At 65.1% G+C, this 12,408-nt stretch carries 9 protein-coding genes; 3 read left to right on the top strand and 6 right to left on the bottom strand.

All coding sequences use genetic code 11. From position 1 onward, the window contains the following. The first annotated feature begins 201 nt into the window (after positions 1–201). Positions 202–708, top strand: a complete 507-nt coding sequence (locus tag YUU_RS0117480; protein ID WP_027523557.1) for a septal ring lytic transglycosylase RlpA family protein — start codon at positions 202–204, stop codon at positions 706–708. A 233-nt stretch (positions 709–941) separates the two neighbouring features. Here the strand turns inward: YUU_RS0117480 and YUU_RS0117475 are convergent, their stop codons facing one another. After that, positions 942–3,152 carry a primosomal protein N' gene (locus YUU_RS0117475; RefSeq protein ID WP_027523556.1) on the bottom strand — a complete coding sequence of 737 codons (2,211 nt, stop codon included), beginning with the start codon at positions 3,150–3,152 and terminating at the stop codon, positions 942–944. 121 nt (positions 3,153–3,273) lie between these two features. Here YUU_RS0117475 and YUU_RS0117470 point away from each other — a divergent pair, with 121 nt between their 5' ends. Then, a complete protein-coding gene (locus YUU_RS0117470) occupies positions 3,274–4,239 on the top strand; it encodes a tyrosine recombinase XerC (protein WP_027523555.1) in 966 nt (321 codons plus the stop codon). An 83-nt stretch (positions 4,240–4,322) separates the two neighbouring features. Then, positions 4,323–4,916: a DUF4337 domain-containing protein gene (locus YUU_RS0117465; RefSeq protein ID WP_027523554.1), complete on the top strand. Its 594-nt coding sequence runs from the start codon at positions 4,323–4,325 to the stop codon at positions 4,914–4,916. Positions 4,917–5,115: 199 nt separating this feature from the next. On the opposite strand, the gene YUU_RS0117460 is transcribed toward YUU_RS0117465, so the two are convergent. The 5 genes from YUU_RS0117460 to YUU_RS0117440 form a co-directional block, all read right to left on the bottom strand. Then, positions 5,116–5,646 (bottom strand): hypothetical protein, encoded by a 531-nt coding sequence (locus YUU_RS0117460; protein WP_027523553.1) that lies wholly within the window; start codon positions 5,644–5,646, stop codon positions 5,116–5,118. A gap of 33 nt (positions 5,647–5,679) precedes the next feature. Then, a complete protein-coding gene (gene lpdA, locus YUU_RS0117455; protein ID WP_027523552.1) occupies positions 5,680–7,080 on the bottom strand; it encodes a dihydrolipoyl dehydrogenase in 1,401 nt (466 codons plus the stop codon). 37 nt (positions 7,081–7,117) lie between these two features. Continuing rightward, positions 7,118–7,867 carry an SDR family oxidoreductase gene (locus tag YUU_RS0117450; RefSeq protein ID WP_027523551.1) on the bottom strand — a complete coding sequence of 250 codons (750 nt, stop codon included), beginning with the start codon at positions 7,865–7,867 and terminating at the stop codon, positions 7,118–7,120. A 67-nt stretch (positions 7,868–7,934) separates the two neighbouring features. Continuing rightward, complete coding sequence (odhB, locus tag YUU_RS0117445) at positions 7,935–9,164, bottom strand: 2-oxoglutarate dehydrogenase complex dihydrolipoyllysine-residue succinyltransferase (protein ID WP_027523550.1); 1,230 nt, start codon at positions 9,162–9,164, stop codon at positions 7,935–7,937. 155 nt (positions 9,165–9,319) lie between these two features. Then, positions 9,320–12,277, bottom strand: a complete 2,958-nt coding sequence (locus tag YUU_RS0117440) for a 2-oxoglutarate dehydrogenase E1 component (protein ID WP_027523549.1) — start codon at positions 12,275–12,277, stop codon at positions 9,320–9,322. Positions 12,278–12,408: the final 131 nt, after the last annotated feature.

Raw genomic sequence — 12,408 nt, 5'->3', positions numbered from 1 at the left:
TTTGGTTAAAGAATCGTTAACGCGAGAGATAACAAAACATCCGACAAATATCGGATCGGATAACAAGATGTCTCAGTCGGACACATGACGAAATTACTGCCCAATTCATGCCGCATTGCAGCGTGAAACGCGCACTTGCTCACAAACCGATGGGGGCTCCACTAGCCACACATGTGGCAATACTAGCGTAGGGACAAATAAATGTTGTCATTGAAGACATTGGGGTTTGCAACCCGGCCGCAGACGGCGATCGCTTTCGTCGCTGCCACTCTCGTCATCGGTGGAACTGCCACCGAAGCTTCCGCCAAATCCCGGCATCACCATTACCGGCATCATCATCATCACGAGGCCAGCACCAGCGACACGTCGATTGCGGGTTCCTGGATGAACGCCAACGCCTCCGTGACGCCCTCCTCGGGTTCCGGCCACAGCTTCTCCGGCATGGCCTCCTATTACGGCAATGAGTCCGGCAGCCGCACGGCGTCGGGCGCACGCTTCAACCAGAACGCCATGACCGCGGCGCATCGTTCGCTGCCGTTCGGCACCAAGCTGCGCGTGACCCATGGCGGCCAGAGCGTCATCGTCACCATCAATGATCGTGGCCCGTTCGTTCGCGGCCGTGTCCTCGACCTCTCCACCGGCGCTGCCCGCGCCATCGGCCTGACCGGCGCCGGCGTCGGCCGCGTGACCGCCGAGGTCGTCTCCTGACGCGTCGTTCGACGCGCATCTCATAACGAGCCCGGCAGTTTCATCGTCCGCAACGGACCTTGTGAGATTTGCTGCGCTCGAAACAAGCCCGCCGTCTTGGGGGACGGCGGGCTTTTTCGTGCTCTCGTCATTGCGAGGAGCGCAGCGACGAAGCAATCCAGACTGCCCCTCGCGGAGGGAGTCTGGATTGCTTCGCCTCGCTCGCAATGACGTGGATAGACTTGTCGCGCTCTCTACAAAAAGCTCTGCGGATCGACGTCGGTCTCGAGCTTGAGATTGCCCTTCGGCTTCGGCGCCACGGCGAGCCAGTTGCGCAAATAGTCCGAGAGATCGAAGCCGCGCGCGGACTTCACCAGGATGCGGAAACGATAACGGCCCTTGATCACGGCGAGCGGCGCTTCCGCCGGTCCGAGCACCTTCACGCGCTCGTCGCGCGGCGCCACCGCAACGAGCCGGCGCGCAAATCCTTCCGCACTCGGGCGATCGCCGGCGGAAATAATGAGGCCCGCAAGCCGCCCGAACGGCGGATAGAGCGTGCGCTCACGCAGATCGATCTCGCTGTTGTAGAAGGCTTCGCGATCGCAGGCGATCAGCGCCTTCATCACGGGATGCTCGGGCTGATGGGTCTGGAGATAGCCGACACCGCGGCCCTGCTCGCGGCCGGCACGGCCGATCACCTGGTTGAGCAGCTGCCAGGTGCGCTCGGCAGCGCGCGGATCGCCGTTGGAAAGGCCGAGGTCCGCATCGACCACACCGACCAGATTGAGCCGCGGAAAATTGTGACCCTTGGCGACGAGCTGGGTGCCGATGATGATATCGACGCGGCCCTCGGCAATGTCATTCAACTCCGAGCGCATCGTCTCGATCGAGGTGATGAGATCGCTCGACAGCACCATGGCGCGGGCTTGCGGAAACAGCGCGGCCGCCTCCTCCTGCAAACGCTCGACGCCGGGCCCGACCGCGACCAGCGACTCCTCCGCCGCGCAATGCGGGCAGACGTTCGGCCGCGGCATCGAGAAACCACAGTGATGGCAGACCAGCCGCTGGCGGAACCTGTGATCGACCAACCAGGCATCGCAGATGGTGCAGGCGAAGCGATGGCCGCAGGCGCGACACAATGTCAGCGGCGCGTAGCCGCGGCGATTGAGGAACAACAGCGCCTGCTCGCGCCGCTCGATCGCGGTCCGGATTTCGCCCGCAAGTCGCGGCGAGATGAAGCGGCCGCGCGCCGGCTGCTCGCGGCGCAGGTCGATCGCCTCGATATGCGGCATGTGCTGGCCGCCGAAGCGCGAGGGCAGCGCGATGCGCTGATAGCGTCCCTTGCGCGCATTGACCTCTGATTCGACCGACGGCGTCGCAGAGGCCAGCACGATCGGAATTTTTGCGATATGCGCCCGCACCACCGCCATGTCGCGGGCGTGATAATGCACGCCGTCATCCTGCTTGTAGGCCTGGTCGTGCTCTTCATCGACGACGATGAGGCCCAGATCGGCGTAGGGCAGAAACAGCGCCGAGCGGGCGCCGACCACGACCGGCGCGCTCCCTTCCGAGATCGCCGCCCAGTTGCGCGCGCGGGTGCGCGGGGTGAGCTCCGAATGCCATTCCAGCGGCCGCACGCCAAAACGTTGCGCGAAGCGGTCGAGGAACTGGCCGGTAAGCGCGATCTCCGGCATCAGGATCAGCGACTGCTTGCCGCGGCGGATAGTCTCGGCGACCGCCTCGAAATAAACCTCGGTCTTGCCCGAGCCGGTGACGCCGTCGAGCAGGGCGACATGAAAGGTGCCGTTGGCCGCAAGCGCGCGCATCGCATCGACCGCAGTGCGTTGCAGATGCGTGAATTCCGGCTGGCCGTAGGCGGGGTCGGGCGCCGGCGGTGGTGGCGGCGGCGGCAACGGCTCGACCGTCAACGTGCCTTCGTCGACGAGACCATCGATCACCCCGGCCGAAACGCCCGCCTCCTTCACGACATCGGACTTGCCGTGCAGCAGGCGATCCGACAGCATCTCGATCACCCGCCGCCGCGCCGGCGTCAGCCGCCTTGGCGGATCGCCGACCAGCCGCACGCCGGCGCGCATCCGCTCGGGCCCGAGATTTTCGCCCATGCGCAGGCACATGCGCAAAACCATGCCGCGCGGGCCGAGCGTGTAGTTGGCGACCCAGTCGACCAGCGCGCGCAGCTCGCCCTTCAGCGGCGGGACGTCGAGTTTCTCGCTGACGTCCTTTAGACGGTTGTGCAGGCGAGGATCCGGATTGGCGTTCTCTGCCCACACCACCGCCAGCACCTCGCGCGGGCCGAGCGGCACACTGAGGAGATCGCCCGCCTTCAATTCCATGCCGCGCGGCACGCGGTAGGAATAGGTCTGGTCGAGCGCGACCGGCACCAGCACGTCGACCATGCGGGTCGAAATGGCGGGGGCAGTGTGGCTGCGCGACGAATGATCCATGAATAGTCTTGGACGGAGAATCGGAACCCGGGGCCTCAAGGCTAGCCGCGCGCGGCGGCCTTAGCGAACGATAAACGAGTGTGATGCGATATACTGTGCGGAATCACCACGTCCAGAGCGCATGAGCAAAGCGGCCGCCCCACCAATCGAGCTCGCCAGCGCCGATCCGTCGATCGCGCAGGAGATGATGCGCTGGCTGTCGCATCTCGGCGCCGAGCGGCGGCTGTCGCCGAAGACGCTGGAAGCCTATGCCCGCGACCTTAGGCAGTGCCTGGATTTCCTCTGCACCCATTGGGGCGAGCGCGTGACGCTCAAGCGCTTCGCCGCGCTCGAGGCCAGCGACATCAGAGCCTTCATGGCGATGCGCCGCGCCGACGACGTCGCCGGCCGCTCCTTGATGCGCGCACTTGCGGGCCTGCGCTCGTTCGGCCGCTTCCTTGAGCGCGAGGGCAAGGGCAAGGTCGGCGCGCTCTCTGCCATTCGCGCCCCAAAGGTGGCCAAGAGCCTGCCAAAGCCGCTGCCGATGGCATCCGCCAAGCGCCTCGCCGACGCCGACGAGCGCGCCGGCGAAGAGCGCGAGACCTGGATCCTGGTGCGCGACGCCGCCGTGATGGCCCTGCTCTACGGCTCGGGCCTGCGCATCTCGGAAGCCTTGGGACTAAAGCGGCGCGACGTGCCGCGCCCCGGTGAAGGCGACGTGCTCGTCGTCACCGGCAAGGGCAACAAGACGCGCATGGTGCCGGTGCTGCAAAACGTGCTGGCACTGGTCGCCGAATATGTCGCGATGTGCCCGCATCCGTTGCTGGCCGAAGGCCCGGTCTTCGTCGGCGCGCGCGGCGGTCCCTTGAGCCCGCGCATCATCCAGCTCGCGATGGAGCGGCTGCGCGGCGCACTTGGCCTGCCCGACAGCGCCACGCCGCACGCGCTGCGGCATTCCTTTGCCACGCATCTTCTGTCGCGCGGCGGCGACCTGCGCGCGATCCAGGAATTGCTCGGCCATTCCTCGCTGTCGACCACGCAGGTCTATACCGGCATCGATTCCGAACGGCTGCTCGAAGTCTACGCCAGCGCGCATCCGCGACGCTGACACACTGACGTCACAACTTGCTTGCCTCTTGCGCGGCGCCCGCGGTTCGGTCAATCGTGGGGAACCGAGGCAGGAGGGATATTATGAGCGCACACGAAAGCATGGAGCACGCGGAGCATGCCGAGCACGCATCCGGCGAGAACAAGAAGATCGCCCTTCTGATCGCGGTGCTGGCGCTGTTCCTTGCGATCTCGGAGACGCTCGGCAAGGGTGCGCAGACCGAGGCGATCAGCAAGAACGTCGAGGCCGCCAATCTCTGGGCGTTCTTCCAGGCCAAGAGCGTCCGCCGCACCGTGGTGCAGACCGCAGCCGAGCAGGGCAAGCTCACGCTGGGCTCGGCCGCCGACGACGCCATCAAGGCGGCCATCCAGAAGCAGATCGAGGACTGGCAGAAGACCGCGGCGCGTTATCGTTCCGAGCCGGAGACCGGCGAGGGCACCGAACAGCTCGCCGAAAAAGCAAAACATGCCGAGCACGAGCGCGACGAGGCGACCGCAAAATACCATCACTTCGAGCTGGCCTCGGCCGCCTTCCAGATCGGCATCGTGCTGGCTTCGGCCACCATCATCACCGGCATCATTGCGCTCGCCTATGTCGGCGGCCTCCTGACGCTCGCCGGCATGGTGATGACCGCACTTGGCCTGTGGTGGCCGCATCTGCTGCATCTGCACGGGTAGCGTTGTCGCACCTTGCTCCATCGTCGTCCCGGCGAAGGCCGGGACCCATACCGCGTGATTTATCGATTGCGGGTGGCAGGAGTACCGGGCGACGAATCTTCGCCAAACTTCTCCCTGGGGTTATGGGTCCCGGCCTTCGCCGGGACGACACTGAAGAATTGGCGCGAGTCCTGGCTCGACGCTGCGATCATCGCAGCAACTACCGTGCCTCGTGCACGCTCTTGCGGAAGCGCTGGATCAGACGGAGTGCCCGGGAGGACCATCCCTCGCCATTGCCGGTAAGGGCATTCTTGATGCGCAGCTTGATCGGCTCGACCAGCGCCGTCGATTTGGCGCGGATCATCATCACGAAATCATAGAGCCGCTCGAACCACGCCATCTCCAGCAGCTTGTCGCGCGTCACGTCGAACACGAAGGCGGTGACGCCGACGCCGAGCAGTTTGGCGAACAGGATCGTGAACACCGCGCTCATCCAGTATTCGTGGGTGAGCAGCCAGAGCCCGACCAGCTTGAGCGGAAACAGCGGGATGATCGGCACGACGAAGACGATCAGCGTCATCGCCGGCGACAGCGCATCGACGCGTTCGGTCAGCCATTGCTTGAACTGCGCGAGCGGGATCGCGGCAACGACACGCGCCACGATCGGCTCGAGATGGTCCCACAGCCAGGCTTCGATCAAAAAGATGATCGCCAGCAGGACCCAGACCGGTTGAAGAAGGCGGCGCAGCATGTGTTTCCCGCCCGATTCGGCTCGGCGCGTCGCCTACATATGGATGGCCCGCTTGCCGACTGCAAGCGCGGCCTCCTTGACGGCCTCCGAGCGGGTCGGATGCGCATGGCAGGTGCGGGCGAGATCTTCCGCGCTGCCCCCAAACTCCATCAGCACACACGCCTCGTGGATCATTTCGCCGGCTTCACGGCCGACAATGTGCACGCCTAGCACACGATCGGTCTTCGCATCTGCGAGAATTTTCACAAAGCCGTCAGTGGTCTGGTTGACCTTGGAGCGGCCGTTGGCGGTAAAGGGAAACTTCCCGACGGTGTAGGCCACGCCCGCCTGCTTCAGCTCTTCCTCGGTCTTGCCGACGGAAGACACTTCCGGCGTGGTATACACCACACCTGGGATCACGTCGTAGTTCACGTGACCGGCCTGGCCGGCGAGAATTTCCGCCACGGCGACGCCCTCGTCTTCGGCCTTGTGCGCGAGCATCGGGCCAGCGACGACATCGCCGATGGCATAGACGCCCTTCAGGGTGGTCGCGAAGTGGGCATCGATCTGCACACGGCCGCGATTGTCCAGCGCAACGCCGGCCTCCTTCAGCCCGAGACCATCGGTGTAGGGCACGCGGCCGATGCAGACCAGCACGACGTCAGCCTCGATGGTCTCAGCCGCACCGCCGGCGGCCGGCTCGATCTTTGCGAGCAGTGCCTTGCCGTTCGATTCGACGCCGGTGACCTTCGAGCCCAGCTTGAACGCGAATCCCTGCTTTTCCAGGATGCGTTGAAATTGCCGTGCGACTTCGCCGTCCATGCCCGGCAGGATACGATCGAGGAATTCGACGACCATGACCTCGGACCCGAGCCTGCGCCACACCGAGCCAAGCTCAAGCCCGATCACGCCGGCACCGATGACCAGCAACCTGCCCGGCGCCTTCTCCAGCGAGAGCGCGCCGGTCGACGACACGATGCGCTTCTCGTCGATCTCGATGCCCTTCAGCCGTGCGATGTCCGAGCCGGTGGCGATCACGATGTTCTTGGTCTCGATGACTTGCGACTTGCCGTCCGCGGAGACCTCGACCTTGCCGGTGCCCAGAATCTTGCCGCTGCCCTTGAGCACGTCGATCTTGTTCTTCTTCATCAGGAACTCGACGCCCTTGACGTTGCCATCGATGCCCTGCTGCTTGAAGTTCATCATCGCGGGCAGATCGAGTTTCGGCGCCGAGATCGAGACGCCCATCTTGGCGAAGGAGTGCGCGGCTTCCTCGAACATTTCGGAGGCGTGCAGCAGCGCCTTCGACGGCATGCAGCCGACATTGAGGCAGGTGCCGCCGAGGCTGGCGTTCTTTTCCACCACGGCGACTTTCATGCCGAGCTGGCTTGCGCGCACCGCGCAGACATAACCGCCCGGTCCGGTGCCGATGACGACGAGATCGTAGGTAGCCATGAGAGGAAGTCCCGTAGGTTTAGCGTGAAAGGATGTGTCAGCGTCCGCCGGACACATCGAGAATGGCTGAGGTGACGTAGGAGGCATCGTCCGACATCAGCCAGACGATGGCATTGGCGATTTCCTCGGCGGTGCCGACGCGCTTCATCGGCACCAAATGGGCCAGACGATGGGCGCGATCGGGCTCGCCGCCGGCGGCGTGGATTTCGGTGTCGATCAGGCCCGGGCGGATGCCCGCGACGCGAATGCCTTCGCCGGCGACCTCGTAGCCGAGGCCGATGGTAAAGGAATCGATCGCGCCCTTGGAGGCGGCATAGTCGACATAGGTGTTGGGCGAGCCGAGCTTGGCGGCGACGGACGACAGATTGACGATCACGCCGCCCTTGCCGCCGTGCTTGGTCGACATCCGCTTCACCGCCTCGCGTGCGCAGAGGATGGAGCCGGTGACGTTGACCGCCATGACGCGCTGGATGCGCTCGGCCGACATCTCGTCGACGCGCACGCCGCTCTTGCCGACAATGCCGCCATTGTTGACGAGCGCGCCGAGGGTACCGAACTTGTCGGCCGCTTTGAACAGCGCGAGGATATCGCTTTCCTCGGCGACGTCGCACTTCACCGCGATGGCCTTGCCGTTCCTGGCTTCGATCGCGGCGACGACCTCGTCGGCGGCCTTCTTGTTGCTGGCATAGCCCACGACCACGCGAAAACCGCGCGCCGCCGCTGCGAGGGCGGTGGCGCGGCCGATGCCGCGGCTGCCGCCGGTGATGATCGCAACCTTGTCCGTCATGCTCGCCTCCATCCTTGCGCGCACGCCGTCGCCCGTGCAGGCGACGGCGCTTTCAAGACTTTGGGTATCAGAGGTCCAGGACCAGCCGCGCCGGATCTTCCAGGCTCTCCTTGACACGGACCAGGAACGTCACGGCTTCCTTGCCGTCGATCACGCGGTGATCGTAGGACAGCGCCAGATACATCATCGGGCGGACCTCGACCTTGCCGCCGATCACCATCGGCCGCTCCTGGATCTTGTGCATGCCGAGGATGCCGGACTGTGGCGCGTTCAGGATCGGCGTCGACATCAGCGAGCCGTAGATGCCACCATTGGTGATGGTGAAGGTGCCGCCCTGCATCTCCTCGATCTTGAGCTGGCCGTCGCGCGCACGGCGGCCGAAATCGGCGATGCCCTTCTCGATGTCGGCGATCGACTTCTGATCGCAGTCGCGGACGACGGGCACGACAAGTCCCTTGTCGGTGCCGACGGCGACGCCGATGTGGTAGTAGTTCTTGTAGATCAGGTCGGTGCCGTCGATCTCGGCGTTGACCGCCGGGATGTCCTTCAGCGCCTGCACGACCGCCTTGGTGAAGAAGCCCATGAAGCCGAGCTTGGAGCCGTGCTTCTTCTCGAACACGTCCTTGTAGTGCGCGCGCAGCGCCATGACGTTGGTCATGTCGACCTCGTTGAAGGTCGTCAGCATCGCAGCCGTGTTCTGTACATCCTTGAGACGCCGCGCGATGGTCTGGCGCAGGCGGGTCATCTTGACGCGCTCCTCGCGCGCGGCATCGTCGGCCGGCGAGGGGCTGCGCACCTGCACGGCCGCGGCCGGCTGGTTGACCGGGGTCGGCGCGGAGGCGGCGCGCTCGATCGCGGCGAGCATGTCGCCCTTGGTGACGCGGCCGTCCTTGCCGGAGCCCGGAACGGTCGAGGCATCGATGCCGGTCTCGGCCGAGAGCTTTCGCACCGACGGGGCGAGCGGCGCATCGGCGGGCGCCGCCTTGGGCGCGGCGGGTGCAGGAGCCGAAGCCGGCGCGGCGGCAGGCCTGGCGGGAGCGGCAGCCGGCTTGGCGGCGCCGGCGCCATCCGTGATCTGTCCGAGCAGCGCGCCGACTGCAACCGTCGCACCGTCAGCGGCGATGATCTCGCTGAGCGTGCCGGCCGAGGGCGCCGGCACTTCGATGGTGACCTTGTCGGTCTCGAGCTCCACCAAGGGCTCGTCGACGGCGACGGGATCGCCGGCCTTCTTGAACCAGCGGCCGATGGTGGCCTCGGTGACGGATTCGCCGAGCGTCGGCACACGAATTTCAGTCATGGTCTTTTCCCTAAAAGATCGCTTGTGCGGTCATGAATTCGGTTGTCATCGCCAGCGTAAACAAACGATCCAGCCTGCCGCGACGCTCGCACGTACGGACGACGCAGCGGACTGGATGCCCCGCTCGAAGCGGGGCATGACGCAGTTCAAAAAATCTAGCTCAGAGCCTCGTCCAGGAACGCCTTGAGCTGCGCCTGGTGCTTGGACATCAGGCCGGTCGCGGTTGCGGCGGAGGCGGCGCGGCCGACATAACGCGGACGCCGGCTTACGCCGTTCACCTGGTTGAGCACCCATTCGAGATAGGGCTCGATGAAGTGCCACGCACCCATGTTGCGCGGCTCCTCCTGGCACCAGATCACCTCGGCCTTCTTGAAGCGCGCGAGCTCCGCGACCAGCGCTTTCAGCGGCACCGGATAGAGCTGCTCGACGCGCATCAGGTAGATGTCGTCGATGCCGCGCTTCTCGCGCTCCTCGTAGAGGTCGTAATAGACCTTGCCCGAGCACAGCACGATGCGGCGGATCTTCTCGTCCGGCACCAGCTTGGTGGCCTCGCTCGGCAGCATCTGGGCGTCATCATAGAGGATGCGGTGGAACGTCGTGCCCTTGGCGAGCTCGTCGAGCCGCGACACCGCACGCTTGTGCCGCAGCAGCGACTTCGGCGTCATCAGGATCAGCGGCTTGCGGATCTCGCGATGGAGCTGGCGGCGCAGCACGTGGAAGTAGTTCGCCGGCGTGGTCGGATAGACCACCTGCATGTTGTCTTCGGCGCACATCTGCAAGTAGCGCTCGAGCCGCGCCGAGGAGTGCTCCGGTCCCTGTCCCTCGTAGCCATGCGGCAACAGGCAGACGAGACCGGACATGCGCAGCCATTTGCGCTCGCCCGAGGAGATGAACTGGTCGAACAGCACCTGCGCGCCGTTGGCGAAGTCGCCGAACTGTGCCTCCCACAGCGCCAGCGCATTCGGCTCGGCCAGCGAGTAGCCGTATTCGAAGCCGAGCACCGCCTCTTCCGAGAGCAGCGAGTTGATAACCTCGTAGTGTCCCTGCTCAACGCCGAGATGGTTGAACGGCGTGTAGCGGCTCTCGTCTTCCTGGTCGATCAGCACCGAATGGCGCTGCGAGAAGGTGCCGCGCTCGCAGTCCTGGCCGGACAGGCGGACATAACGACCTTCCTCCAGCAGCGAGCAGAACGCCAACGCCTCGCCGGTCGCCCAGTCGATGCCGACGCCGTTGTCGATCGCCTTGGCGCGGTTGTCGAGGAAGCGCTGGATGGTGCGGTGAACGCGGAAACCGTCGGGCACCTTGGTGATCTTGCGGCCGATGTCCTTGAGGATGGAGGTATCGACGCCGGTGACGCCGCGGCGGGCGTCCTCTTCCTGGTCGGCGATCTTGAAGCCGGCCCATTTGCCGTCGAGCCAGTCGGCCTTGTTCGGCTTGTAGCTGGTGCCGGCCTCGAACTCGGCATCGAGCCGCGCGCGCCAGTCGGCCTTCAGCTTGTCGACCTCGCCTTCGGTGACCACGCCCTCGGCGATCAGGCGCTTGGCGTAGAGCGTCAGCGCCGACGGATGTGCCGCGATGCGCTTGTACATCACCGGTTGGGTGAATGCCGGCTCGTCGCCCTCATTGTGGCCGTAGCGGCGATAGCACCACATGTCGATGACGACCGGCTTGTGGAACTTCTGCCGGAACTCGATCGCGACCTTGGCGGCGAACACCACGGCCTCCGGATCGTCGCCGTTGACGTGGAAGATCGGCGCGTCGATCATCTTCGCCACATCAGACGGATAGGGCGAGGAGCGCGAATAGCGCGGATAGGTGGTGAAGCCGATCTGGTTGTTGACGATGAAATGCAGCGAGCCGCCGGTGCGGTAGCCCTTCAGGTCGGAAAGGCTGAAGCATTCCGCGACCACGCCCTGGCCGGCGAACGCGGCGTCGCCATGCATCAGGAGCGGCAGCACCGAGATGCGCATGTCCGGTGGGTCGCCATGCTGGTCCTGCTTGGCGCGGACCTTGCCGAGCACCACCGGATCGACGATCTCCAAATGCGAGGGGTTCGCGGTCAGCGACAGATGGATGCGGTTGCTGTCGAACTCGCGATCCGACGAGGCGCCGAGGTGATATTTGACGTCGCCCGAGCCTTCGACCGCGTCGGGGTTGGCCGAGCCACCCTTGAATTCGTGGAACAGCGCGCGGTGCGCCTTGCCCATCACCTGGGTCAGCACGTTGAGGCGGCCGCGATGCGGCATGCCCACGACGATTTCCTTCACGCCGAGATTGCCGCCGCGCTTGATGATTTGCTCCAGCGCGGGGATCAGCGATTCACCGCCGTCGAGGCCGAAGCGCTTGGTGCCGGTGAACTTGGTGTCGCAGAATTTTTCGAAGCCCTCGGCTTCGACCAGCTTCGTCAGGATGGCACGGCGGCCTTCTGGGGTGAAGGAGATCTCCTTGTCAGGACCTTCGATGCGCTCCTGGATCCAGGCCTTCTGCGCCGCGTTGCTGATGTGCATGAACTCGACGCCGAGCGTCTGGCAGTAGGTGCGCTCGCAGATCGCCACGATCTCGCGCAGGTTGCCGTATTCGAGGCCGAGCACGTGATCGAGGAAGATCTTGCGGTCAAAGTCGGCCTCGCTGAAGCCGTAGGTGCGGGGGTCGAGCTCCTCGCGGTTGCGCGGCGCCTCGATGCCGAGCGGATCGAGCTTGGCGTGGAAATGGCCGCGCATGCGGTAGGCGCGGATCAGCATCAGGGCGCGCACCGAATCGCGGGTGGCCTGGAGCACGTCGGCGGAGGAGAGATCGGCGCCCTTGGCCTGCGCCTTGGCGGCGATCTTGGTGCCGACCGCCTTCTCGACCTGGGCCCAGTTGCCGTCGAGCGCCGAGGTGAGCTCGTCCTGGGGCGTGACCGGCCAGTTGTCCCGGGCCCAGGACGGCCCTTCCGCGTTCTTGCGGACGTCGGCCGGCTGGTCCTTCAGGCTCTGGAAGAACTCCTGCCACTCGGCGTCAACCGAGGAGGGGTCTTTCTCGTAGCGGGCGTAGATTTCGTCGATGTAGGTGGCGTTGGTGCCCTGCAAAAAGGATGAGAGGGCAAAGGCTGCGTTCGCGTCCTGGCGAGACATTCTTGATTTCCCAGCGATTTCGGTTCGCGCAAATGAAAACGGCGCTGACCCCGATCCTCCGGCAGCGGATCGGCGTATCAGGCACCGTTTACCCTATCTGTTGCGAACTTTCGCCCGGAAAAGCACCAAGA

The organism is Bradyrhizobium sp. Ec3.3, assembly GCF_000472925.1.
Lineage (GTDB): Bacteria > Pseudomonadota > Alphaproteobacteria > Rhizobiales > Xanthobacteraceae > Bradyrhizobium.
This window is presented reverse-complemented; position numbering and strand designations above follow the sequence as displayed.